The following is a 25,260-nucleotide window of genomic DNA, read 5'->3' on the forward strand; positions in this document are numbered from 1 at the left end:
CGAGATGGCCGTTGCCGTGCGGCGACACGGGCATGAGCCCACCGTGTACGCGCCTCCGGGAGTGTTGACCGAGGCGCTGGAATCAACCGACGTGCCCTGGATTCCCGCGCCGGATGCGAGGATCCGTAGTGGCAAATGGGCTGCCCGCCTGAACCAGGTAATTCGTTCCGAACGGTTCGACCTAGTCCACGCGTATGAATGGCGGCCGTGCCTGCAAGCGTCCTTCGCCGGTGGATGGCGCACGCCGGTCCTCATGTCCGTCATGGCCATGGAGGTGCCGTCGTTCCTTCCCACTCACCTTCCACTGGTCGTGGGGACTCCCGCCTTGACCGACAGAATGAAAAATGAAGGCCGGACAGCGTATCTGTTGGAGCCGCCGGTCGACATGAACCGTCACCAGACACGCGACGCCGCCGGTGCACGCCAAACGTGGGGGATCGGGGACGCCGAGATCGTTATCTCGGTGGTTTCCATGCTGACGACCGACCTCGAGAAGCTCCAAGGAATCCTCTCCGCCATCGCCGTGGTCGATCGGCTGGCCCATACGGCCCCGCTGCGGATGCTCGTCGCTGGCGACGGTGAGGGGCTCGAGTCAGTCAGGATGAGGGCCGATGAGGTGAACCGGCGGCACGGCCGCATGGTCATCCAGCCCGTCGGGTTCCAGATGGACCCGACCTCGGTCTATGAATCGGCAGACATCGTCCTGGGCATGGGAAGCTCCGCCATCAAGGGGCTGGCCCACGGTAAGGCGCTGATCGTCCAGGGGGAAGGCGGGTATTGGCAGCTCGTCGACGAGTTCTCTGCCGAGTTCTTCATGACCAACGGCTGGTTCGGCAGCGACGGGGCGGGTGTACGGGATCTTCTGATCGCGCTGACCGACCTTATCGAGGACCCATGGAACCGTCGCCGGCTCGGCGCCTTGGGGCGCCAGCTGGTCGAGCAGCGCTACAGCCTGTCCCGGGCGTCCGCGGAACTGTCCGGAATCTACGTTGACACGGTCATGCGTCCACAACGAATCGCTGAGGCCACGAGATCTCTTGCCCGCAGCGCCGTGGCGAGCGCCAAGTACTACGCCGCGATGCAGTTCGGCAGCGTAGTTGAAAAAGAGGAGTGGGCACGACGGGGGGCCAACGCGTGAGCATAGACAACATCCCACTGGTGGATCTGGGCGCCCAACAGCTGGAAATCGACGAAGAAGTGATGGTGGGGCTCAAGCAGGTGTTTGCCACGACATCCTTCATCGGTGGACCAGAGGTCGGGCAGTTCGAAACGGATTACGCCGAATATCTGGGCGCGAAACACTGCATCGGCGTTGGAAACGGGACCGATGCCCTCGAACTCGCGCTCCGTGCCTCGGGCGTCGTGGCCGGGGGAGAGGTCATTCTTCCGGCCAACACGTTCATCGCCACTGCCGAGGCGGTGTGCCGCATCGGCGCCGTCCCGGTCCTAGTGGATGTGGATCCGGAGTATTTGCTCATCGATCCGGAACGGGTGCGGGACGCCGTGACCGAACGCACCCAGGCGATCATCCCCGTGCACCTCTTCGGCCAAACGGCATTCGTCGAGAAGCTGGAGCCAATTGCCAGAGAATGCGGTGCCGTTGTCGTGGAGGATGCTGCTCAGGCCCAGGGTGCGACGCGTTTCGGACGTGCTGCAGGTACCCTGGGGCGGGCCGCAGGGACCAGCTTCTACCCGGGAAAGAACCTGGGTGCGGCTGGGGACGCCGGTGCGGTGCTGACCAGCGACGACGGCGTCGCAAAACGCGTACGGTTACTGTCGGCGCACGGAAGTGCACAAAAATATCGGCATGACGCGGTGGGAATGAACTCCCGTCTCGATACAGTTCAAGCGGTCGTGCTCAACGCCAAGCTGGCGCGGTTGGAACATTGGAACGAGCGTCGTCGCACAGCGGCTGCGCGCTACAACGAGCTGCTCGGAGACATTCCGGGTATCGATCTGCCAATCCAGGCGCCAGGCAACGTAGACGTCTGGCACCTCTACGTGGTGCGTGTCGATGATCGGGACCGGATTCTGGAGTCATTAAATGCGGCAGGAGTTGGAGCCGGGATTCACTACCCAACTCCCATACACCTCACCGGCGCTTTCCTACATCTGGGTCTGGGCAATGGTTCTTTCCCCGTAGCTGAGAGGGCAGCCCGCCGCATGCTATCGCTACCAATTTTTCCGCACCTGACCGATGCGCAACAGATCCGCGTTTCCGATCTGGTGTCGCGAAGTGTGCGGTCGCCGTGAAGATCAGGGAGCGGAACGCACGGATCGTACGGCCGTCCAAGCGAAACAACGCCGGGAACGGCTTCGCGTGGAGCCTCGCTAATACCGTTGCGACCAAAATTGGGACATTTGGCATAGGCATCGTACTGGCACGTGTTTTGGGACCGGAGGCATTCGGAACTTACGCTGTCGCGCTCGTGGCCCTGTTGGCTGTCTTGAGTTTCAATGAACTCGGGGTCAGCCTGGCCATCGTCCGCTGGCCAGGCGACCCCAAACGGATTGCAGCCACGGTAGCGACTATTTCCTCCGTCAGCAGCCTCCTATTTGCGCTCGCAGCTTTGGCTGCAGCTCCGGCATTTACGGCATTGATGGGAGCACCTGAAGCAACACCAGTGGTACAAGTTCTGGCATTCAACGTCTTCATTGGCGGGCTTGTCGCTACGCCAGCCGCTTTGTTGCAGAGGAACTTCAATGAAAAGACCCGCACGGGTATTGACCAGGTAAATGTGTGGATCGGTGCCGTGCTGTCCGTCACCCTGGCTTTGACCGGTATGGGCGCAATGTCTTTGGCGCTCGGTCGCTTGGCGGGCGCAGTCGTTTCCGGTGCCTTATTTATTTTGTTTTCACCCTTGCCATTTAGATTCGGCTGGAATCGTGAACACGTCCCAGGATTGCTGCGATTCGGGTGGCCGTTGGCTGGTACGAGCATTGTGTTATTTTTGGTCGGCTACGCTGACCAAATCATCGGCGGTCACGTTCTTGGCGCCACCACTTTGGGATTTTATGTGTTGGCCTTCAACCTTGCCTCTTGGCCGCTTGGCCTAGTCTCACAGCCACTTCGACGAGTCGCTCCAGCAGCATTTTCAAGCCTTCAAGGCGAACCCGAACGCATGAAACAAACCATGAATTCGTTGGTGGGCCTTGTGGCCGTAGCCACCCTGCCAGCGTTTTTGGCATTGGCGGGTGCCGCGCGGCCGATTGTAGTTTTCGTCTATGGCCACGAGTGGCTTCCGGCAGCCGCTGCTTTGTCATGGTTAGTTGTCGCTGCGGCCTGCCGTGTTTTTCAAGAACTGATCTACGACTATCTCGTCGTTCTAGGGCGAACAGCAGCTATATTCCGCATCCAAATCGCGAGTTTGACGGTCCTGATCCCGGCGCTGCTTGCCGGAGCACACTTCGGTGGATTGGCCGGAATAGCAATGGCGCAGGCAGGGGTGGCGGCTATCGTGACTTTGCCGCTATACCTCCGTCAACTTCGCTTTGCAGACTTAAAATTGCGCGGCCTTTTCCGACGGGCCTTCGCCGGGCTCGCCGTGGGCCTGGCTTGCGGGCTCGCCAGCTGGGCGTTCTCACGCACGTCCATCACGGGACCCGAAGCGATTGCCCTGGCCGGAGGCTGTGCGATCGTAGCCAGCGGTCTGCTGTTGTGGTTCCGGAGGAGAGAGCTGGTCCGCCTTCGTAAAATCGGTGACTTGGCGGAAGATGAGGCTGCATCATGATTGGCCGCGCCTTACGGGGAGGCAGTCGCAGCGGTCAACGAGCCGCAATTGTTGGCATCCTTGCCTTGGCTCTGACAGCCTGCACGGGAGGCAGCCAAGCCAAAGTCGACTCTGACCAGTTCGCGGATAATGCCGCACAGAATCACGGTCCAACCAATGTGGAGATTCTCCACCTGGACCGGATCCCTTGGGAAGGCGGTCCGGAATACTGGAAACAATTCAGCCGAGCGAACGCCGCCGGCTGGAGCCGGGATGATTTTTTCCCGATAGTGGCTTGGTTCGATAGCGTCAGCACAGATGAGGAAGCCGCATACGACAAATCCCTTGGCATAAACACTTACATCGGCATGCCCGAGACGACGCCATACAGTCTATTTTCTGAGAATGACCTCTACTACATTGGCCCCCGGCTGAACGACACATATGCCGATAGTTCTTCTAATTGGGTGGGTCAACTCTTGGGAGACGAACTCGACGGACAGTTTCCTAAACCAGCCGATGGGCAAAGATATATGCGCGAACGCGCGCAAACTGTACCTGGAGGGTTTTTCAAGTACGCGAATTTCACACAAATCGTCATTGGACAAGATATCTCCGATTCTGATGCCGAGACCTATGTGAATGATTTCACCGACGTCGCATCGATGGACATGTACTGGTACTCCGTTCCCTACTGTTCGATCGAGCCATATCGCGACAACTACGTCGTTCCCATCGAACAGGAATTCTGTCGGACGGCTTCCAGCTACGGAAAAGCAGTCCGGGCCATGAGAATTCGCGATGCCGCTGACGAAAGGCTCCAACCGATATGGCAGTTTGTAGAAAACTACAACGGGGGACCGGGCGGCGAGCCGGTGACCGCGCCAATCCGTCCTGACCAACTCGAAGGCGCGGTCATGAGCTCATTGATAAATGAGGCCCGAGGCATCGTGTACTTCAACCAAAGCCTTTCCGGCGACTGTCAGAGCGGCAATGTCTTTCGCGATACTCAAGTCAACGCCGCCTCGTGCATGACGGAGACGGTTGATGCCGCAGGACGTGTCAACGGCAAGATCCACGATCTCGCGCGGGTGCTAAACACTCAGAGTTATGCCTACGACTTTGGAACCGGCCTGCAGACGATGCTCAAGGTCCTCGATGGTAATGCCTATATATTCGCCATGATCGACGGCAGCAGTAGTCCAGGGAATAGACAGTTCCACCTTCCTGATGGCATAACAGCGCAAGATATCGAGGTTCTCTACGAAGACCGCTCCTTGAAGTCTCACGACGGAACGTTCTCTGATGAGTTCCCGAACGAAGCCACGTATCACATCTACAAGGTGGAGCTATGATTCCAGCAATCGACCACGTCTTCCTTACGCGATTCAATCTGCCATCCGCCGGGGTTGAACATGCCATCCGGGCCCAGGAAGGGTGGTTGCGTGACAGGGTGGAACTGTTTGAAAGCGTTTGCCTGCCGTCGCTTCGGCAGCAGTCAGACCGTGCGTTCGCTTGGATCATCTACTTCGATCCAGAAAGCCCCGCGTGGTTGCGAAAGTGGATAGTCGGCGTCAATGAGGACCGGATCTTCCAGGCCGTATTCCGGAAGGAAGTCACGGCTTCGGCGTTGTATGAAGACCTGTGTGGGGCAGTCCCATTACGAGCTGGCAGGTTGTTGACGACCAATATTGATAACGACGACGGACTGGCCGTTGACTTCGTGGAGCGTGCCAACCAAGTAGCGGCGGAGACCACGGCATCGCGTCAAGCAATCTACTTCACCGCGGGACTGATTAAACGTTCGAGCGAACTGTACATCAGGGCCGACAAGCGAAACGCGTTCTGCAGCGTCGTGGAATCTTGGGAGCGGCCGGTGAGTTGCTGGGCGGATTGGCATAACTTGTTGGGTCGCAGCATGCCAGTGCGTGAAGTATCCGGAACTCCTGCGTGGCTGCAGGTCGTGCACGAACACAACGTGAGCAACCGCGTCCGGGGCCAGAGAGTCTCTCCTGTAGCCTACCGCCCCTTGTTCCCGGGGTTGTTAGAACATGTTTCCACTCCAGGCCGCCTGGAACTGCTGACTGACTTGGTGGCGAAATCATTGGTACGAGGTGCCGGTGAAATCATTCGAGCCGCAGTGAAGAAAATTCTGATGTGGCTCTTCGGCAAAGCCGGCGTTGAAAAGCTCAAAGGGCTTATTGCTAGGACCGTTACGCCGGGGGCGTCGAACTAAGTGTCCGTGGAAGTGCGGATTTGATTAAGGGGGCAATCATGAAAAGCCGAAGTCTTTACCGGTGGCACGAGAGGGGAAGCGCATCATGCTAGTTTGGGACTTCGTTCGGACGTGCTTAAAACGCTGGTACATTGTCGTTGCAGGTCTGCTTCTGACAGCCGTCGGCGTATATGGCACCTATCAGAACACTCCGATTTCCTACGAGGCGACAGCTAGTCTCGTTCTTATCCCTCCGAAGGATTCGGTGGTGATCGGCGATAACCCCTATCTCTATTTAGGGGGGCTTGACCAGGCACTCGGCGTCGTCTCGGTGCGAATGACCTCGCCGGACGTCACCAAGCTTCTGCGCCGGCAATATCCTGATTCGACCTTTACCGTGGCCAAGGACATGACGACCACTGGACCAATCATGGCCATAAATGTAACTGGCAGTGATGCGGGGAGCACCCTCAACTTGCTCGGTTCGGTAGTGGACCTGGTTCCACGCCAACTCACAGATCTGCAAGAAGCCTTGAACGTCCCCAAAGGTTCGAGAATCGGTTCTCTTCCATTGGCGCAAGACGATGAACCTACCGCGCTCACCAAGGATCGACTCCGAGCAGTTCTCGTTATCGGTGCCGCGGGCTCAACATTAACTCTGTTGATGACGGCCGGCTTCGATCGGCTAATGCTATGGCGCCGCGATCGGCGTTCGAGGCGCTCACCGTCACTCAAGAAGGGGAAAGCAAAGCGAGGGCCCCTTCGTAATGAATTGGCAGAATCACCGGAGCACTATACGCGCAAAGCCGACGGCGAGGGTCCCGCGGCGCCCCCTACAGACGCACACGAGCGAGTAAGTCTCCGATCTCAGGCGCGTGTGGTTAAGGTGGAACGGGCGGACCGGGACCTGGGCCCCAGCGGAATGTCTCCCGGTCAGGCAGCTGAATCTACTCGTCGAGGCATCATCACCATCGACCGGAGTTGAGAATGACCTTGTCTAGTAGGGTTGTTCGGAGGGACCGGACCTCCGTTGCGCGTACACCGATGGACGCGACGACTGTCCTGACCATCTACGCGACGCTTTTGCTGGCTATTCCCTCTGATTTGGCCGTTGGGCCACTGGGCGGAGCTGGCTCACCTTCAGCATTGTTCGGTTTGGGAATGCTCCTTTGGTGGTGTTGGCATCAGGTGCACGCCCGACGCGGGGTCGGTGTTGTCTTCATCTGGCACCCCGTAAGAACCACATTTGCGATTTTCGCGCTGTTCGTGTTGGCCAGTTTCGTGGTCGCATCAATTTCTCCATTGCCGATGACAGAGGCTAACGGTGCCGATAGGGCACTGCTACAAGTAGCCGGCTTTGCCGGAATCATCCTCGTATCCCATGACGGGATCCCCACCCGCTCGCGATTCCTCGCACTGGCGCGTCGAATTTCTCTCTTGGGTGGGCTGTATGCATCTCTGGGGCTGCTTCAATTCGCCACGAACAAGAGCTACGTCGACGCGATCAGCATTCCCGGCCTCCAACCGTCGGGTTTCGGAGGAATCGATATTCGTGGTGGCTTTGTAAGGGCGTCCGCAACAGGAATTCACTCTGTTGAATACGCCATGGTGTTGACCATGATCCTCCCCATTGCTCTGACATTAGCCTTGCGCGACACCGAGCGCTCGAAGATCAACCGATGGTTTCCTGCCGTCGCGATACTCCTGGCCTCGGTGCTGTCCGTTTCACGCTCTGCGTTAGTTGGCCTGGCGGCCGTTATGGTGGTGTTGGTCATGTCGTGGCGGCCCCGCGAACGCAAATTGGCACTGTGGGCGATCCTGGGGTCCGGAGCCGCCATATACCTGCTAGTTCCAGGCATGGCGGGAACGATGCTTGGCATGTTTGGAGGCAGCGATCCAAGCATCGTCTCGCGAACGGACAGCTATGGGCTTGCTGCTGCCTTCATCCAGGGTGCACCACTTCTAGGGCGCGGTCTGGGAACTTTTCTTCCAGCCTATCGAATTTTGGATAATCAGTATCTGGGACTGCTCATTGAAATCGGAATCCTCGGGACTAGTGCCTTTCTGGCGATGTTGGTCGCAGCCATGGTTGTGGCTTACCGAGGTGGATGGCGCACTTCGCCGGGCCTACACCGGGACCTCGCCACTGCAATGTTGGCAGCTGTCTTGGGCGGGGCGTTGCTCACGGGGTTCTTCGATGCCTTCAGCTTCCCGCAAGCATGTGGTCTTTTGATGCTGGCGACCGGGTTATGCGGTGCATACCGTTCCCTAGCCGATGGCCAGCTGGAGGCCCGACCGTGAAGAAGGGTACACCGAAGGCGCCGCGTTCTGTGATCGGAGCCACCCTTAGGCGGTGGTATGTGGTCGTCGCTGTTTTGATGTTGTTCGTGCCGTTGGCCCTCCACGCCAATTCGGTGCGCGGGGTGTACTGGATGAAATATGACGTGGTGTTCCTGCTACCAGCTGGAGCGTCGGACAACAATGCATTGCGGAACGGGGCAAGCAACATTGTCTTCTATGCCGCGATGATACAACGTCAGTACACGTCCACTCACAAGGTCGCTAAGGTCCAGACAAATGGGGCTCCGCTATATGGCAGTGGCGTGCGTTCAGGCGTCTCCATGTATTTGCCGGATACCGGTGGACAATGGCAGTCGAATTTCAACCGGCCGGCCATAACGGTTGAGGTGGTTGGAGAAACGGAAGAGGAAGCCAACTCGCTGGCCCTAGCGACGGCAAGGGAGATACGCGCTATGGCGCTTAAGCCGCAGGCCGATCTCGGGGTCGTTCCAAAGGCCTACATTTCGACGACGACCAATCCTGAACGGCCGGCCGCCGGATATGTTGACGTTCGCAATAAACGTGCTGTTGGCGCAATCGCGCTTGTTGCTTTCGGCGCGGGGACCGGGCTGGCCGTACTCGTGGACGTGGCTATTTTTAGAGTTCTCTCCTGGCGTCGCCGTAAAGCCACAAGCCGCCTGTCGGCTGCGGAACCGGGAGTACTTCTCCGGGCATCGCATCGAAATAGCTAAGAGGGTGGAATCATGACTGGCCAAGCGAGCGAATCGATGAAAAAAAATGGAAGGGCCTGCATCATTGTGGAGAACGGCGAGGCATTTCGGCTCCTCATTGATCGTGCCCGCCGCCATCTGAGCGACAATAAACATGGACGAGCCGCTGAAGACCTGCAGCAAGCGGCCTCGTTTGCCTGGTTCAATCATCCGGGCTTCTTTACGGATCCCGAACTCGAAAGTTTGTTGGCCGAGATCGGGCGGCGACTCCCGGCGGGTCGGAATGGTCGAAGTAGAAAATCATTCGGTGCGAAACGCGTGGTTCTGCACGTCGCGACGCAACTGTATGAAACGGGTGGACATACGCAGATGTTGGGTCGATGGTTACTTGATGATTCCGGGTCGCATCATCGGGTCGTTACCGTCCGCCAAGGCTCCACGCCATTCCCGCAGAAGGTCACGCAGATGCTGTCCGAGCCGCCCTTACAGCTGGACCGGGTGGCAAATACGTTGCTCGACCGTGCCCGGTGCCTCCGGCAGCTGGCGCAGGACGCTGATTTCGTCATTGTCCATGCTCATCCGGACGACGTTGTTCCGGCCATTGCGCTGGCTGGGCAAGCGACGCCCAGCATCTATGTCAACCATGCTGATCACGTCTTCTGGGCAGGCGCGTCGGTCGCCACCCTTCTACTGCATCTGCGCAGCAGCGGAGCTGAATTGTCGGTAACGCGACGAGCAGTCTCTCAAGAACGCTCATTCCTCATGAACCGACCGTTGGTACCTGCGGTTAGTAGTCTGTCGGGAGCTTGTGAGAGGAAAAAGCTCGGCATAGACGCTGGCCAGATATTACTTGTTACGGCTGCATCGTCCACAAAATATGTGCCGATCAACGACACAGGGCTGATACCCCTTCTCGAGGCTGCGGTGCTGGCGGATCCTCGACTCGTCGTACTTGCGGCGGGGCCGTTGCCCACCGGTGCCTGGGCGATGGCCAGCGTCCATACGGGCGGGCGCATTACTGCTCTGGGCCCGCTCCAAAGTGTCCAGGGCTTGTTTGCCGCTGCCGACATCTACGTGGACTCGTACCCTTTTTCCTCACTGACCTCGCTCTTGGAAGCAGGCAGCCATGGTCTCCCGTGTGTTAGTTACAGAGGACACCCCGATGAGTGCGCAGTCCTCGGGGCCGACAGCCCGGATGTCGAAGGGGACATCAACTATCCGAACACTGAAAGTGCGTTTCTCGCCGTCATCAGACAATTGGGGAACGACCCCGGGATCCGTCGTGAACAAGGGGACCAGCTGAGGGCAGCTATTCAGAAGAGCCATGGGCATTCTTGGGGGTCAAATCTGGAAAACCTGTATGCACGGGCACATAGCGCTGCATCCCATCGGCCAAGAGTTCTCGAACAGGTCGTTTCGGTCGGGCCACTAGACTTGGCAGTCGCCGCCCTACAGGAACGAACAGGCTACGCGCTTGGAATGGTGGGAGCTCAGCGATCTGTGCTGGGTGTTATGCCGCCTTTGCGTCGTCTAGCTGCCTGGCTGCAGGTCCGAAGGTCAGGGATCCGGGTGCGGCCGGCGGAGCTGCTCTCCGACAGTCACCGCATTCGCTTCGAGGAGTCAGTGGTGTACGTACGCCGCTTGATGGGTACCTGAACCGACAGAGCTGAGCTAGGCAACTCCCAAGGGGCGCGCAGATCGTCGTTGCCAGGCATCGGGGCGCCTCGAGGTGATCGGTCCGGTCAGAAACCAAAAGCCGACAGCTTGGTCGTAACCTATCAACCAGTCGGGAACAGTCAATTTGCGTTCTATGCGTGAGAGGTCTTCCGCGTTCAGGTTTGTGAATAGTTGGGAACCGGCATCCAGGTCGTTGCTCGGCAAGCTCACCAATTCATCTATGGACATTGTCCTAAACGTTAGTTGCCGTCCCCGGCGAGGCAATTGAACGCTATTGCCCAGCGACTGATCGACGGACTCCATATCGCAGACATTGGTCACGGATAACCTGTCTACTCCGGCACGTTCCATGGCGGCATCGAGGTCGAAACGGATGTCTGCCAGTATGAGTCGTCGACCAATGACCAGCTTTCGGACCTTGTAGGCCCGCCAAGACGCCCTCAACCATCGGAGTCGCCAACGGTTGCTCTCGAGCAGACGGGGAAGGCTTCTCGGACGTTCGCCACCTATGACACCACAGGTAGTTATGAGTGGAGTGAGCTCCGGGTAGAGCCTGGCGACGTGCTCATGGGCTTCGGTGAGTAGCGCAAGGTTGATGGTCAGGCTATTGTGCGTGAGCGGAATGTTGACCGCAGATACGCTCTTGCCCAACCGCCGCATGCGTGCGCCGTATTCCACCGCGTAGGCATGCCAGGCGAGTTCGCTGTCCTCCGAGAGCGGCTCCTCGCGTAGTTGTCGTGTGGTCGCCATGAAAAGCACCTCGTCGAGACTCTCAACGGCTATTCTCGATTCCGCTTTCGTCCCCGAGACGATCATTCGGTCCCGTACTTGTCCGCGCAGGATCCTCTCCCGATCAATGCCGATGGCGCCGACGAGTCCTTCCTCGGGGTGAGATGACAAATGGGCGGCGGCTTCCTCCAGACGGGCGAGGGAATGCAGGAACACATCTTGATGAATAAAAACGCAAACGGCATTGCGGGCCCGGCTGACGCCGTAGTTGAGCGCCGCCCCAGCCGTATTGAATCGATTATTCGCATTTTCGATGACGATGAGTTCTGTCCGGGGGGCTGTGGCATGTGCCTCGTTGACGGAGCGCCGGAGGCAAGCGTTGAGAACATCGACGTCATTGGAGACGCAGATAATGGTTACGGGTATCCGGGACGGCGGGCGCAAAGCGGTGTTCATTTGTTCCTCTCCGGGGTACTAATCGCCGGTGTAGATGACATCGACGAAGTAGTTGGTGTTGTTCCAAGAACCGGTTGGTATCGAGCCGCCGCTACCATATGCGTACCGCCCATTCCAAGGCGAAGGGACCACCGTGGCGGCGGAAAGGGATCCCCACCCGAAGTCGGGGGCGTAGTTGTACCTGCCTTCCGGGGCCAAGTAGGAAACGGTGTAGTTGCCAGGTTCGAGCGCGACGGGCGTGTCGAAGGCGGCGAATTCCCATCCCGAGGGAGTCTCGCCATTGAATGGCACACTCGCGAGAAGCGTGCCATCTGATGCGTAGAGGTAACCGGTGTGTTGGCCGGTGTTCAGCGTTGACTTGTAGAATGCCACTCCTTGGGCGGATACCGGTGAGGCCACTGAGAAGGCCATTCCCAATTCAACGGAGTCGCCGTCGCCCGTGACAGCGGCGTCAACTGGAGGCATTCCCAGCACAGATGTCGCGTTAGCCGGGAGCGCTGGAGGAGGAGCCGGGCTGTTCGTGGGCGAACCGCTCTCGCTTATCGGTGCGCTGCTGGTTTCCGGAGGTGACGTGGTGGCACTCGGGCTAATTGCCGGCGTGGCCGACGGGGATGTGGCTGGAGTCGGCGTTTCCGAAGGAGACGGAGCTACCGAGGGTTGCGTAGTCGTCGTGGACGACGGTGGGGCCGGTGTTTCGGTAACGTGGTAGATCAGGTCGGCGAAGTAATTGGTGGAATTCCAACTTGAATCAGGCATTGTGCCTCCGTCGCCATACCGATACACCCCATTGTTCCCCTCGAGGGTCAGCGCGCCGACAGCTGCCGTCTGCCCCAGCCCGCCAGCAGTGCTCACATAGCCACCTTGAGGGGCGAAGTATGAGACGGTGAACACCGTTCCGGCAGGGAGTAGCACTGGTTCATCCAATGGTGCGGTTTGCCAACCACTGGTGGTCGTAGCGGGGAACGTGACCGTCGCAAGTCGCTGACCACCCGAAGACCATACCGACCCGGTGTGCTGCCCGACAGCATCCGAAGCGCGGTAGTACCGGATGGCGCTCACTTCAATGTCCTTCGATGTCTTGAGTCGCAGACCGAGTTCAATCTGGCTCAAGTCATTAGGCGTCAGGTTTTCCGGAGTAGTTGATCCCAGGAAAGATGATGGTTCGCCATCAGCTGAAAGCGTCGTGAACGTCCACGTCACAGAGTCGAGAGCAGAGCCTTCCGTAGATTCCAGGCCCGCAATGGTGACAGAAATCGTTTTTCCTGCTGGAAGATTTTCGGCGGGAACGAACGAGAGAGTTTTTCCGTTATCGGAGCGGCTCGTGCTGCCAGCGATGTTGTCGTCTCCCGTTGCGGATACGGTCATCGTGTATCCATCCTTGAGCGCGGAATTGAAAGTCGCGCTGGGTGTCGAGTCCAATGCCACATCGACGGAACCGGACCCTGGACTCTGTTTCGCAAGTGTCAGGGGTACGGCGTCAGGTGCGAAGGCGACGTCCACGAGATAGCTTGTTGACGTAGTTGCCGACGGATACCCGTTGGAATAGCTGTACTGGCCGGATTCCCACTTAGTGTTCAATGGACCGAAATCGTGGCCTTCTGCAAATGCGCCTAGGGTCGCCGAATAGGGGCCGGTCGTCGTGTAGGAGGCTACGTATTCGGTTCCACTCGCGATGGCGACGGGCGTGTCGAACTTGGCATATTGCCAACCGGAAACGGACGAAGTGCCAAATGTGACCTCGGCCAGTTTTGTTCCATCCGTCGTGTACAAACGACCGGTGTGTGGTCCCGGGTTGGACGCATCCCGATAGTATTTCAAGCCTAGGAGCTTGCCGGGCCTGTCCGTCGTGAATCTGGTCCCGAGTGTGAGGACGGAATTATCGTTGATGTATCCGATATCGGGAACATCGGAGTCGTTGTAGATGCCGCATGGGCAGTCGCCTGCCGACCTTGTCGGCAGCACTGAGCGGAACGACCATTCGGCTCCGGCCGAGATGGTATGCCCGGCATCGTCCGCTGCGGCGATGGTGGCGGTATAGCTCGTTCCTTCGGCCAGTGGATCCTGAGGAGCGAACTTTGCCCTTCTCGTTGTTGCATCGTAGTTCGTTGAACCTGGGACAGCCGTCCCGGCTGAGGTGGTGACGGTGATTTTCACGCTGCTCGAAACTACAGGTTTCGACAACGTGGCCGCAATCTCCGTGGACGTGGGCACACTTACCGCGGTATCGCGCGGCGATTGCCCAGTGGCTTGGAGCGGTACGGCACTCATCGGTTGGAACAGAGCATCGACGTAGTAGTTGCCCTGCTGGTAGCTGCTGGCCGGGAAGCCCCCAGACGTGTCGTAGACGCCGGAGGGGTCAGCTCCGAATCCGCCGGCAACGGTTAGAGGTTGTTGCGCGATTCCCCGGTAGGCGAAGTACCAATTGTCGCCGGAATACCGTCCCTTAGGTGCCGAGTATGAAACGACGTAGTTGCTGCCGGCCACCACGGGGACGGATTCATCGAAGAGTGCCTGTTGCCACCCGGACTCGGATTCACCGGTGAAGGCCACCTTGGCCAGCCGCTCGCCTGTGGCACTCCAAAGGGTTCCAGTGTGTGCTCCCACGTTGTCAATGCTCTTATAGAAGCGGACGCCGGTAACGTGACCGTCAACCGTCGGAGTGAAGCGCAGGCCCAATTCGACCGAAGAACCGTCCCAACTGTCGGGATGCTCAGGTCTAGTCTGGCCGAACACGCTGTACGGACCTGGAACGGTCACTGGTACGGCCAACCCCAGCGTGGGGTAGTTCCCGCTGTCATCGACTCCACGAATCAGGAGTTTCGTAGAAGCCATGCCCGATTGTGTGTAGCTGAACGACCAATTGGCTGTTCCCGCGGCAGGGGTCCATGTTTTGCCATTATCGACGGAGTACTCCACTGCGGCTACGATGCCACTGGCGTCGGTCGCGGTTCCCTTCACGTTGACGATCGAGCCATTCTTTACCTCATCCGCAGGACCTGACGTGACTGTAATGACAGGCGGAGCCTTGTCCGTGGAAGGGGAAGGCATGGTAAGCCCGCTCATGAGCGTCGTCGGGAGGGCCCCCATATCCGCGAATAGGTTGAGCTGGGCCTGTTGCATTCGAGGGTCAGCTGGAGCGCCGTCTCCGTCGTGGGTTGCGTCGAGTCCCCACGTCCATTGGATGCTCCCCGCGGAAAAGACCAACGCCCCGCTTGAGGCCCGATACATGGTCAGGTGGTGGGTGGTTTGACCGCTGACGATCGTGTTGCCAAAGTCCGTCAGCAATTGAGGCGCTTCGCCCGTGGTCGTAGACAGTAGGAACTGCCCGGCTGGGCGGAACCCGTTGTCGAGTAGTTCATTTGATTCGTATCCGACCGTGTGCGGGGCCAGCTGAGTGCTAGTACCCGATGGCATCGTGGCGAGCGGGGTGTTCCGCCATAGGCGCAGCTTCCCCTCTTGTGCGTTGACTGTCACCGGAAGATCACCGAAATTCACTCTGTATGCAGTGCCTGTTAGTTCGTTTTCAGGTCTACCGCCACCTTGGCTCGGGGGCGAGAAGCGTGGATCGCGCCAGGTCCCCGTCCATTCTGAACTTGGGTCGATCTTGGCATTGCTCCATGTCTCCTTGTAGCTGACGAGCGTCCTGTATCCCGTGTCGGGATCGGTGCTTGACGGTTCGTAGCGCGTCCGCCAATATACTTCGTTGCCCGTGAGGAATTGGAGGTTCACCCCGGCATCGCGGGCGGCTTCGACGTTTGCCCGCTGGGCCCCGGACCAGTACTCGTCGTGGCCGACCGACAGGAACACCTTGTGGTTCTTCAGCAGGTCGCCGTGGCGATCGGTGTCGATGCCGGAAATGTAGCTGACGTCGTAACCGTTGCGCTCCATGAATCGAACCAATGGATATTCGGCGCCGAAATAGAAGTCCCTGGCCTCAACGCCCGCCCGGGTAGCGAATGGGCGGTTGTAGCTGATCTTGTATGCGCGTCCATGTGCTGCGCCCTGATAGAAATCTGCGCCACCGTATGTGTTGTAGGCCTGCCAAGTGGGATCTGAGGTTTGGTACACTACGTCGGATCTGCTGCTGTCGTCCCGGACGATGAAGGTTATGTGACTGCCTAGGCCCGTATCCGTTCGCGTCAGTTTCGCGATGTAGACGCCTGATACGGCCGTGCTCGGCACATTCCAGGAGGCCGATACTGCCCAGGTCCCGCAGTCAGTCAATTCGGTGGCGACATCCGATAGGCACTCCGGCTGATGCTGCGGGAGAATGGCCGATGGGGCAACGCTTGCGATCTTCCGCGCACCGAGCCCTTGATACCAGCCTGTCCGGTAGATATCGATTGTGTACTTGGAAGCATCTGTATCGATTTTGAAGTCGATTTTGTGCCCTACGTTCACGCTGATGTCGGTCGCAAATCCTTGAATTGATTCGTCGCCGGCTCCCCAAATATCCCAGATCTCAGGGTCCGTCCCTGGCTTGCTGTTTTCGCAGACAATCTTATTTGCGCCCGGCGAACAAGCGTCCGCCGCCCAGGTGATTGGCGCGGCTAGCAGGGGGATAAGCAACGCCGCTGCCGATGCCGACGCCAGTACTCGGCGCACGGCTGCTCGGGTCGCTCCAAAGGTGTGGCCACGGGTGCGCATGCGACTACTCATTTTCGATCTCCCAAGTGCTTGAAGCCATGTGCCAGCGTGTATTTGTCGTTTCGCGCGACGACGTCACCCAAGCCCTACGCATCAGACTAAGTTCGGTATTTGGACGTCGCAATGCCCTATCGCCCCGCGCCAATAAGTCGAGTATGTACGGCGCCGGTCCGCCCACAAAGCAAGTAGTTCCTGACGCCAAATCGAGTGTTGTTCAATGGGTGAGAGGCTCTCTGCTGCTGTCGTCTCGCTCCCATGGCGAGTGTGCCGAACTCCGGATGCCTCTCCGGGCGAGTAGGCGAGCCCTTGCCACAAGGCTTGTGTAGATGACGGCGTCAAGGGCACTCCAGGGTCCATTGACGCCGGCGAGAAGCTCTCGGAATGACTGCCTTGCGGAAGGGACATCGATCTGCATCCTCTGACGCTGTTCTGCTGACAGGAAGCCCAGCTCGGACTTACCTCGGTAGTTCCGACGCAGGATGGCCAGCAGGCTCGAAACAGTGCGTGGAGTGATGACCCGCGTTGGAGGCGTGTGCACGATGGCCTTTTCCGTGACGCCAAATATCTGGTCAACGTATAAGTCGTCGGCTGTGACTATCGGGAAACTACCCAAGCGGGCATGCGCGGATTCTGATAAGGCGTATGCTCCGGCACCCCAGAGCGCACGCTGCGTGGACGGCATCCGCTTGCGGGCGCGGTAGAACGAGCGCACTAGCCAGGTCGCAGAGCTGATGTCGTAGCGGTAAGCGGGCCGAGCAGCTAGGACGTCGCCATTGGCGAGCCGCTCGAAGACCATGCGTATGGCCGTCGGACTAATGTCGATGTCAGCATCAAGATAGAGACGTGGCCAGGTGCTGGCGGATGCGTCAGCGGCGTTGAGGGCCGCGACCTTGGAAGCCGCCCGCGTCTCAAGTACCCGCACACCGTCGAAAGCCTTGGCGATGCGAGCGGTATCGTCGCTGCAGCCGTTGCATGCCACGATGACCTCGACCTTTCCGGTTTCCAAAACGGGGGATAGTTTGGCCAGAGTCCGGCCGATGACAGACTCCTCGTTATGTGCGGGGATGATGATCGAACCCGTCGGGAAACTGCCCAGCATGTGATCATTTCGTTCGGTGGCTGTGGGCCCAGGCAGTGCATCCCAGCTGGATTCATCCATGATGATGCGCAGGATCTGGGGCCGCGTGGGCTTGTAGTAGCGCAGCACCTCCGTGAGGGCTACTGCATTGCGGAACCACCAGGCGTATCGGGCATCGTGGTATTTGCGGATATACCGGATGCGGTTCACCGCCAGAAGGGCATTAAGCTGCAGGGATGCGCCAGAGCCACCGCCGTGGTGGATGACACGGGCATCTGGTTCGTACCAAATCGTGACTCCGGCCTCGCGCGCCCGCCGGAAGTAGTCGACTTCTTCTGAATACAGAAAGAACTGCTCATCCCAGTCTCCCAGCATGTCGGCCACGTCGGCACGCACCATCACAGCGGCACCGGAGGCCCAGTCCACGCGGTGAGCATGCTGGTAGCTCTCGGACGCGTAGTCGGTTTCTGCCAACCACGAAGGCCTCGACGGAAATTTCGCGCCGAATAGTGCATCGCCGAAGGCCGTCGCCACGGTTGGCTCTCGTCTCAGCGACTCGTATGTTGATCCGTCACTGTCCAAAAGCTGAGGCACGACGACGCCTGCCGCGGATTCGACGATCCGGTGGTACATGGCGGAAATCGAACCGGGAAGAACTTCCAGATCGGGGTTCAGCACCAAGACGGTGTGCGTCGGACCGGATGCACGCCTGGCAACATTTATTCCGCTGGCGTATCCGAGATTTCCGCCGGTTGATAGCGCGTAGGCATCCGGGTAGGAAGTCAGCGAGCGGAGCGTTTCGTCCGATGAATCGTTGTCGGCCACCACCACGCGTAGCCGCATTGAACGGGCCTCGCGCCTAAGGCTGGACATTAGCGGATCTAAGGAATCCTTGTTGTTGTAGGTCACGATGTAGACCGTGACGTCTGCGGTTTCCTCAGGTCCGACGAAGGTACCGTCACCGGACCCTAACGTCGGCGTTCCAGCCTGGTGGGCCGGTGCAGGGAGCCCTCCAATATCGGATGGGTGGATGACAGCACTGTCCCGTCGAAGGTGGAGCAGACTGGGTGGATCATCGAGCAAATATCGGCGAGCGAGCCGGCGGGGTTCCAAGGCCAGACGCCACGCCCATTCCACCCCACGTCGACTTGCCCAAGTGGGTGCTCGCCGCATGGCGCCAGCGAGAAAGTCAACGACGGCGCCAAAAGCCAGTAGGACATCGGCTCCGGTATCAGCGCCATAGCGTGACATCCAAAGCTCTTGCCGGGGCTTGCCCAGTCCAACGATGAGTACCTGCGCGCCCGATTCATGGATCGTGCGGGCCAAGTCGAGAGAGGCCTCGTGGTCGGCCAACACGGATCGGTCTGGAGACCACATTCCTGCGACCCTCAGTGAGGGTCTCATTCTTGTCAATGTTCGGGATAATAGGCGTTGAATGATATAGGACCCCCCGAGGAAACCGACCGACAACGCCATCTCCTCCGCTGCATCTAAAAGGGGACCGACTAAGTCACTCCCCGCCAAGCGGGGCCATTCCCGGTCGGTGAGACGTGCAGCCTGGGCAGCGAGCGGTGCACCATCCAACAGTGTGAGCCATTCGACCGTTGCGGCGGAAGCAGGCGGACTCGAGGGGTGCCCCGGGGCGGGACCGGATGGGCGGAGGGAATCGCCCAGAGTGTCCTGCCATCGTCCCCCTCGGCCGAACTGCGCAATGTGGTCAAGGTTTGCAGACACCACAGCCAGGGGGGCGACAGAGCTTGGTACAACCGCCCGCAGCTGGCAACGTTCCGTAATTATTCGTATCGCTTCGGCTTCGTCGAGTAGATCGATGACGATTCCGACGAGTTTCACTTTCGGATGATCTGAGAACAAGGGCCTATACCTCCAGTGGCTTCAGGACGAGTCTGAGGTCCAGGGGTCGGGTAGTCGACGATGAATGGGCCCAGGACGACTCCAACCTGGCTGACGTCGACGGACAAGTAGCACGATTCGAGTACTCACTTCGGCGATGCCTAAACACGTTTGAGTACTCCAGCCTTCTCGAGGTAGCGCCTCCCGGTTGCCGGGCATGCCCAGTAGCCATCGTCCTTCTGAAGAGGAACGCCTGCCTCGCCCACCCAGCCCGCATGCCTGGCAGGAACGCCGGCGACAATCGCGTACGCCGGCACGTCCTTGGTCACCACCGCGCCGGCGGCCACTGTGGCCCAAGAACCGACGGACACTGGTGCAATGCAGACCGCTCGGGCGCCTATTGAAGCGCCCTCGCCGACGGTCACGCCCACTGGCTCCCAATCATCGGCGCCCTTGGCGCTGCCGTCAGGATTGATCGCCCGGGGGAAGAGGTCGTTAGTAAGTACGGCTGCGGGGCCGACGAAAACCCCGTTCGCGAGCCTGGCCGGCTCGTAAACCAGCGCATAGTTTTGGACTTTGCAATTTTGGCCCAGCCGTACGCGAGGTCCGATGTAAGCGCCGCGCCCGATGTTGCACCCGGCTCCCAAAACGGCACCTTCTCGTATCTGTGCCAAATGCCAAATATGCGATCCGACGCCAACACTCGCATCCGCCGCGACGTCGGCGCTCGCTTCCACATGGCCCATTGGTCCACCGCCCCCTGTTATCGCCCGACTTGGCGCTAAGACTCCCCGCGCCCAACGGGCGACTGTCAACCACGCTATGAGCAGAGCTGATCGGGTTCAACGGGTGATCTGAGAAGCGAGTGTAAAGCGAGTAGGGAGGTGATGGATGCCGCGAAAACCACGTGGTTTCTCAGGAAGCGCTTACCCTATCGCCGTGGCTGGGGCCAGCCTACATTTGGACGAAGGAACGGCGCAGCCCAAATTCTTCCGGCCAAGGGGGGACGGACATTCATGAAATCCAAACTGTGGATCATCGCAGCTTTTGCAGTTGCCGCAATCCTTGTGGCGGGGGCTTTGGTCCTGGATATAGGCACCAAGAGCTCCGGCGAGCCGACAGCCAATCCGCAAGTAATGGTGACGCCCACCCCGGCTCATTCACCGGCTGCCGCCACCTCTGCCTCGGTCAGTGGAACGACAAAAGGCAAGCAGGGCCCTGTGGGAGGGGACGCGGCCAAGCAAACGAATCCCAGCGCATCAGCAAACGCCAAGGGTCAACAAGGGGCTGCCTCGTCCAGCGATCGGCAGAAGGTCCCAGCTTCGCCGACGCGGGCACTGGAGATGCCAGACAAAAGCACTCCAACCCCGCACAAGCTGCCCAAATCCAAGGAGCGGGTCCCCGCCGTGAGCAGCATGCCCAAATCCGGGGCCAGCCGGGGGAAGTTGGTGAACGGATTCCCGAAAAAGGCGGTCAACCTACCGCCCAAAGCCAGCGTCGTATCCTCGTCCCTCGCGGCCCAGACCAAGCGACTCCTGGTGCAAGTTGATGCCAGAACCACATCATCGGAGAAGTCGGTTCTATCCTTCTACGCTGCCGACTTCGCCAAAAAAGGCTGGATTACTTCAAAGGGGTCGGCGGCCGATGGGTCACGGACGATCCGCGGTGCCCTAGCCCAAGATTCCGCTATCGTGACGGTGCGAGAACTACCGACCGGTCAAACCGGATTCTCAGTCTCCGGTGCATTCACGGTGGATGAGTAGCGTCGATGTATTTGAGTCTTTCGGATTGGACCACACGACGACAGAATTCAGCCGGCAATCGCGCGACCTCCGTGGCCTTCAAGGCTTCACCTACGGTAATTGCACTAGGGATTGTCAGCATGTTGACGGACATTTCATCGGAATCTGTCGCGGCAGTCCTTCCCCTTTACATCACCGGAGCCCTCGGCCTGTCGATGGTCGCCTACGGAGTGCTTGATGGATTGCACCAGGGTCTGAGCGCCGTTGTTCGGATTGCTGCGGGCTACACGGCCGATAAGAGCGCTCGGCCGAAACCTGTGGCCTTGACCGGCTATGGGCTCTCGATGATCGCACGCATTGGCCTTCTGTTTGCCCAGGGGTTCGCCGGCATCACGGCAATAGTGGGGATCGACCGCATTGGTAAGGGCATCCGGACAGCCCCCCGGGACTCGATGATCCAACAGTCATCCCAACCCGAACATCTCGCGCGCTCATTCGGACTGCACAGGATGTTGGATACCGTGGGGGCGACGATCGGGCCGTTACTGGCATTCGTTGTTCTACTACTTGTGCCGGACGGGTATCGAGTGGTCTTTGTGGTTTCGTTGGCGGCGGCCGTCCTAGGTTTCGCGGTTCTTGGTCTGTTGGTGCCAAATCTTCGGCTCCACAGGAACGATATTCCGACAAGGACCGGAGTGACGTCTGACGCTGACTACGTGCCCGGCAATTCGTCGCGGCCTCAGATCAAAGCGATATTCAGGGGGCGTCTTCGCCTGCTGCTCGTCGCCGCTGGTCTACTGGGCCTTGTAACCGTTGGCGATGGTTTTGTTTATCTGGCCCTCATGCAACACGGTGAAATGCAGACCACCTGGTTTCCCCTGCTGTTTGTCGGTTCGAATGCCGTATTCCTTGTCCTGGCAATTCCCCTTGGCCGCATAGCGGACCGGACCTCTCGTGCCGGGGTCTTTGTCCTGGGGCATGTGGCCTTGGCAGCTGCATATCTCTGCGCGGGTTTCGCCGGTAGCGTTCTCTCGGTCGCCATGTGCTTATTGCTGCTGGGAACGTTCTATGCGGCGACAGACGGCGTCTTAGCGGCGCTGGCGGGGCAACTGTCGCCTGAGGGAACAACCTCGACTGGCATTGCAGCAGCCCAAACCGTAGTCGCGGTTACGCGTCTCGTGGCGTCCGTAGCGTTCGGGCTACTGTGGGTAGTAATTGGGGCGACTCCAACCATGATCGGGGCAGCGGTGCTCTTATGCCTACTAATCCCGTGTGCGTGGTTGATCCTCCGCAAAGTGGCGGTGCGCAGCCCGGAGGAAGCAGTTCGATGAATACACCGGCGAGCCAACGAGTGTCTGGACGGACGCGTTGGGCCATCATGGCGACGATTGCCGTACTCGTGCTTGGCGGGGCAACCATCTATGCGATCCAGGCCTACCAACGATTTCATGAGCGAAATACCGGAGCTTCAGCAGCGTCTGTGGTGGAGAACCTGACGGGTGGCCAACGAATACTATTCAGGAATACCGCGTCCGGTAGCGGATACGGAATGGTGAGTTCTGTAACCGCCAGCGACCCTCAAGGGCCCCGCGAAATCGGGGCCACCTCGTGTGACCGGGTTGATGCGGCGGCAGGAATAGTTTCCTGTATGCGGATCGTACGCGGCATCCCCACGACTTTTGAAACCCAGGTGTTGAATTCATCCGAGCACGTCGTTGATTCGTGGCCCCTTCCGGGCGTACCCAGCCGTACACGTGTATCTGCGGACGGACTCATTGCGACGACGGCATTCGTGACGGGCCATTCCTATGCTGGGGACGCGTTTTCCACGGAAACGACGATAAGGTCGGAAGACGGAAGAAATTTTGGAAACTTGGAAGCATTCACGATGCTCGTCGGCCGGCAGGAACTGACCTCGGTTGACAGAAACGTCTGGGGCGTGACCTTCGCTGGTGGCAACCGCTTCTTTGTCACCGTTGCGTCAGGTGAGAAGACCTGGCTGATGGAGGGAAGCCTCGCCCGCCGGACCCTTACAGCCGTCCAGGAGAGTGCGGAGTGCCCCTCTGTATCGCCCGATGGCAAGCGCGTCGCCTACAAAAAGCGCAGGGCCGGGTTGGGGGCAGTCCACTGGGACGTCGCCGTTCTGGATTTGGCAAGCCACAAGGAGTTGGTCATCCCACTCAAGGATGGCTTCGATGACCAACTGGACTGGCTCGACAACGAGACCTTGCTCTTCGGGGCTCCTCGCAGCGGTGCTATCGGCGATAGCGATGTTTATAGCATCCAAGCTGAGGCAGGCTCAAAACCTCGGCTGTTCATAGAGCACGCGTGGTCCCCGTCCGTCGAACGTTGACCGCCATACCTCGGGTGGATTTCGATGTCTCTGGCTCGGTGAGTGGATCCTGTTCTCAGAGTCCGGCTGCCAGACGCTCACCATCTGCGTAACGGCGCTCCTGGGCCCGGGAAGGCGTTCGTTGGCGGTCGCAGTTCAGGTTAGGTGAACGAATGCTGTCCCTACGCGACGACTCCGTGCCGCCAAGGTGATGTGGTCGTTCATGTTCAACGCCGCGTCGGCGGTAGACTGACATCGCCCGGCCATGCGTCGGCACCGAACCACCAACACCGCAGGGAGTTCAACACTTGAGCGTGGAAGCCACCACACCGGCCGCCGTCATCGTCCTCGCAGCAGGGGCCGGGACCAGGATGAAATCGGCGAAGCCGAAGATCCTCCACGAGATCGGTGGCCGTTCCATGGTCGGCCATGCGATCGCCGCCGCAAAGGGGCTGGACCCCGAACGCCTCGTTGCCGTCGTCCGCTTCGAGCGCGACATCGTCGTCAAGCACCTGCTGGACATCGAGCCGGGCATCACCATCGCCGACCAGGACGAGATCCCCGGCACCGGCCGTGCCGTGCAGGTCGGCCTCGAACAGCTTCCGGCCGATCTGGAGGGCACCATCGTCGTCACCTACGGCGACGTTCCCTTGCTGACCACCGAACTGATCGGCGAACTGGTCACGGCCCACGAGTCCGAGGGCAACGCCGTCACCGTCCTCAGCGCCGAACTCGCCGACCCGGCCGGCTACGGGCGCATCGTCCGCGCCGCCGACGGCACCGTCGAGGGCATCGTTGAGCACAAGGACGCCACCGCCGACCAGCGCGCCATCAACGAGGTCAACTCCGGCATCTATGCCTTCGACGCAGAGGTCCTGCGCAATGCCCTGGCCAGCGTCACCACCGACAACGCCCAGGGCGAGATGTACCTGACCGACGTGCTGGGCATCGCCCGGAGTGACGGCGGACGCGTCGCCGCCGTGGTCACCACCGACCGCTGGCAGGTCGAAGGCGCCAACGACCGTGTCCAGCTCTCCGCGCTCGGCAAGGAAATGAACCGCCGTATCCTTGAACAGTGGATGCGCTCCGGCGTCACCATCATCGACCCGGACACCACCTGGATCGACGCCTCCGTCGCGTTGTCCCCGGACGTCACCCTGAAGCCCGGCACCCAGCTGCACGGCTCGACCGCCATCGGAACCGGCGCGGTCATCGGCCCCGACACGACGCTGGTCGACACGCATGTCGGGCAGAATGCCGAAGTCAAGCGCAGCGACGTCACCTCCTCGGAGATCGGCGCCGGCGCCTCGGTCGGCCCCTTCGCCTACCTGCGCCCGAAGACCCGCCTCGGGGAGGCCGGCAAGATCGGCGCGTTCTACGAAACGAAGAACGTCACCGTCGGCCGCGGCTCCAAGCTCTCCCATCTGGGCTACGCCGGTGACGCAGAGATCGGCGAATACACGAACATCGGCTGCGGCAACATCACCGCAAACTACGACGGCGTCAACAAGCACCGCACGACCATCGGTTCGCACGTGCGCACCAGCTCCAACACGGTGTTCATCGCCCCGGTCACCATCGGCGACGGGGCCTACACCGCCGCCGGCGCCATCGTCCGCAAGGACGTGCCGGCCGGTGCCCTCGCCCTGTCCGTGGCCCCGCAGGCCAACAAGGAGGGGTGGACCGCGGCCAAGCGTCCTGGCAGCCCCGCCGCGGAGGCCGCCGCCTCCGCCCTCGAGAAGAGCACCCCCACCGCGGGCTAACCGGCAGTCCACTACCTCACTCCACGAACTGCTCCATCCACCCCGACCA

The 25,260-nt window shown here is 59.8% G+C and carries 17 protein-coding genes and 1 pseudogene; 13 read left to right on the forward strand and 5 right to left on the reverse strand.

Annotation, left to right across the window (positions count from 1 at the left end):
* The first annotated feature begins 4 nt into the window (after positions 1-4).
* The 9 genes from AC1MEQ_RS15715 (at position 5) to AC1MEQ_RS15755 (ending at position 10,592) form a co-directional block, all read left to right on the forward strand.
* Entirely contained in the window at positions 5-1,138 is a 1,134-nt protein-coding gene (locus AC1MEQ_RS15715) for a glycosyltransferase (protein ID WP_479792009.1), read from the forward strand.
* Positions 1,139-1,140: 2 nt separating this feature from the next.
* Positions 1,141-2,253, forward strand: a complete 1,113-nt coding sequence (locus tag AC1MEQ_RS15720) for a DegT/DnrJ/EryC1/StrS family aminotransferase (RefSeq protein WP_479796155.1) — start codon at positions 1,141-1,143, stop codon at positions 2,251-2,253.
* Positions 2,250-3,731, forward strand: a complete 1,482-nt coding sequence (locus tag AC1MEQ_RS15725; RefSeq protein ID WP_479792010.1) for a lipopolysaccharide biosynthesis protein — start codon at positions 2,250-2,252, stop codon at positions 3,729-3,731. Before AC1MEQ_RS15720 ends, AC1MEQ_RS15725 begins: the two co-directional genes overlap by 4 nt.
* Positions 3,728-5,065: a hypothetical protein gene (locus AC1MEQ_RS15730; protein ID WP_479792011.1), complete on the forward strand. Its 1,338-nt coding sequence runs from the start codon at positions 3,728-3,730 to the stop codon at positions 5,063-5,065. The genes AC1MEQ_RS15725 and AC1MEQ_RS15730 overlap by 4 nt, the downstream gene beginning before the upstream one ends.
* Positions 5,062-5,946, forward strand: coding sequence for a glycosyltransferase (locus AC1MEQ_RS15735; protein WP_479792014.1), 885 nt, complete (start codon positions 5,062-5,064; stop codon positions 5,944-5,946). Before AC1MEQ_RS15730 ends, AC1MEQ_RS15735 begins: the two co-directional genes overlap by 4 nt.
* 85 nt (positions 5,947-6,031) lie before the next feature.
* On the forward strand, positions 6,032-6,910 hold the full coding sequence (locus AC1MEQ_RS15740) for a YveK family protein (RefSeq protein ID WP_479792017.1): 879 nt from the start codon (positions 6,032-6,034) through the stop codon (positions 6,908-6,910).
* 59 nt (positions 6,911-6,969) lie between these two features.
* The gene (locus AC1MEQ_RS15745) at positions 6,970-8,226 is read left to right on the forward strand and encodes an O-antigen ligase family protein (protein WP_479792019.1); all 1,257 of its coding nucleotides are present in this window, start codon (positions 6,970-6,972) and stop codon (positions 8,224-8,226) included.
* Complete coding sequence (locus AC1MEQ_RS15750) at positions 8,223-8,957, forward strand: hypothetical protein (RefSeq protein ID WP_479792021.1); 735 nt, start codon at positions 8,223-8,225, stop codon at positions 8,955-8,957. The genes AC1MEQ_RS15745 and AC1MEQ_RS15750 overlap by 4 nt, the downstream gene beginning before the upstream one ends.
* A gap of 12 nt (positions 8,958-8,969) precedes the next feature.
* Positions 8,970-10,592, forward strand: a complete 1,623-nt coding sequence (locus tag AC1MEQ_RS15755) for a glycosyltransferase family protein (RefSeq protein WP_479792023.1) — start codon at positions 8,970-8,972, stop codon at positions 10,590-10,592.
* 15 nt (positions 10,593-10,607) lie between these two features.
* Here AC1MEQ_RS15755 and AC1MEQ_RS15760 read toward each other — a convergent pair whose 3' ends face one another.
* The 5 genes and pseudogenes from AC1MEQ_RS15760 to AC1MEQ_RS15780 form a co-directional block, all read right to left on the reverse strand.
* Positions 10,608-11,798 carry a glycosyltransferase gene (locus tag AC1MEQ_RS15760; protein WP_479792025.1) on the reverse strand — a complete coding sequence of 397 codons (1,191 nt, stop codon included), beginning with the start codon at positions 11,796-11,798 and terminating at the stop codon, positions 10,608-10,610.
* A gap of 18 nt (positions 11,799-11,816) precedes the next feature.
* Complete coding sequence (locus AC1MEQ_RS15765; protein WP_479792027.1) at positions 11,817-16,445, reverse strand: DUF4082 domain-containing protein; 4,629 nt, start codon at positions 16,443-16,445, stop codon at positions 11,817-11,819.
* A 214-nt stretch (positions 16,446-16,659) separates the two neighbouring features.
* Complete coding sequence (locus AC1MEQ_RS15770; protein ID WP_479796156.1) at positions 16,660-18,432, reverse strand: glycosyltransferase family 2 protein; 1,773 nt, start codon at positions 18,430-18,432, stop codon at positions 16,660-16,662.
* Between the two features lie 225 nt (positions 18,433-18,657).
* Positions 18,658-19,374: pseudogene (locus AC1MEQ_RS15775) on the reverse strand (WecB/TagA/CpsF family glycosyltransferase); the annotation flags it as partial.
* 161 nt (positions 19,375-19,535) lie between these two features.
* A complete protein-coding gene (locus AC1MEQ_RS15780) occupies positions 19,536-20,120 on the reverse strand; it encodes an acyltransferase (RefSeq protein ID WP_479792028.1) in 585 nt (194 codons plus the stop codon).
* Between the two features lie 270 nt (positions 20,121-20,390).
* Here AC1MEQ_RS15780 and AC1MEQ_RS15785 point away from each other — a divergent pair, with 270 nt between their 5' ends.
* The 4 genes from AC1MEQ_RS15785 (at position 20,391) to glmU (ending at position 25,211) form a co-directional block, all read left to right on the forward strand.
* Positions 20,391-21,137 (forward strand): hypothetical protein, encoded by a 747-nt coding sequence (locus tag AC1MEQ_RS15785; protein ID WP_479792029.1) that lies wholly within the window; start codon positions 20,391-20,393, stop codon positions 21,135-21,137.
* A 119-nt stretch (positions 21,138-21,256) separates the two neighbouring features.
* Positions 21,257-22,447: an MFS transporter gene (locus AC1MEQ_RS15790; protein ID WP_479792032.1), complete on the forward strand. Its 1,191-nt coding sequence runs from the start codon at positions 21,257-21,259 to the stop codon at positions 22,445-22,447.
* A 542-nt stretch (positions 22,448-22,989) separates the two neighbouring features.
* Positions 22,990-23,469, forward strand: coding sequence for a TolB-like translocation protein (locus AC1MEQ_RS15795; protein WP_479792033.1), 480 nt, complete (start codon positions 22,990-22,992; stop codon positions 23,467-23,469).
* Between the two features lie 287 nt (positions 23,470-23,756).
* Positions 23,757-25,211, forward strand: coding sequence for a bifunctional UDP-N-acetylglucosamine diphosphorylase/glucosamine-1-phosphate N-acetyltransferase GlmU (glmU, locus tag AC1MEQ_RS15800; RefSeq protein WP_479792035.1), 1,455 nt, complete (start codon positions 23,757-23,759; stop codon positions 25,209-25,211).
* Positions 25,212-25,260: the final 49 nt, after the last annotated feature.

The sequence above is a fragment of the Arthrobacter sp. ASL1 genome (assembly GCF_056680475.1).

Bases quoted from the DNA above. Each gene is read 5' to 3' on its own strand.
- AC1MEQ_RS15760 (WP_479792025.1), bottom strand. From the start codon at position 11,798: ATGAACACCGCTTTGCGCCCGCCGTCCCGGATACCCGTAACCATTATC.
- AC1MEQ_RS15780 (WP_479792028.1), bottom strand. From the start codon at position 20,120: ATGGGCCATGTGGAAGCGAGCGCCGACGTCGCGGCGGATGCGAGTGTT.
- AC1MEQ_RS15790 (WP_479792032.1), top strand. From the start codon at position 21,257: ATGTTGACGGACATTTCATCGGAATCTGTCGCGGCAGTCCTTCCCCTT.
- AC1MEQ_RS15745 (WP_479792019.1), top strand. From the start codon at position 6,970: ATGGACGCGACGACTGTCCTGACCATCTACGCGACGCTTTTGCTGGCT.
- AC1MEQ_RS15785 (WP_479792029.1), top strand. From the start codon at position 20,391: ATGAAATCCAAACTGTGGATCATCGCAGCTTTTGCAGTTGCCGCAATC.
- AC1MEQ_RS15730 (WP_479792011.1), top strand. From the start codon at position 3,728: ATGATTGGCCGCGCCTTACGGGGAGGCAGTCGCAGCGGTCAACGAGCC.
- AC1MEQ_RS15715 (WP_479792009.1), top strand. From the start codon at position 5: ATGGCCGTTGCCGTGCGGCGACACGGGCATGAGCCCACCGTGTACGCG.
- AC1MEQ_RS15755 (WP_479792023.1), top strand. From the start codon at position 8,970: ATGACTGGCCAAGCGAGCGAATCGATGAAAAAAAATGGAAGGGCCTGC.
- AC1MEQ_RS15735 (WP_479792014.1), top strand. From the start codon at position 5,062: ATGATTCCAGCAATCGACCACGTCTTCCTTACGCGATTCAATCTGCCA.
- AC1MEQ_RS15765 (WP_479792027.1), bottom strand. From the start codon at position 16,445: ATGCGCACCCGTGGCCACACCTTTGGAGCGACCCGAGCAGCCGTGCGC.
- AC1MEQ_RS15740 (WP_479792017.1), top strand. From the start codon at position 6,032: ATGCTAGTTTGGGACTTCGTTCGGACGTGCTTAAAACGCTGGTACATT.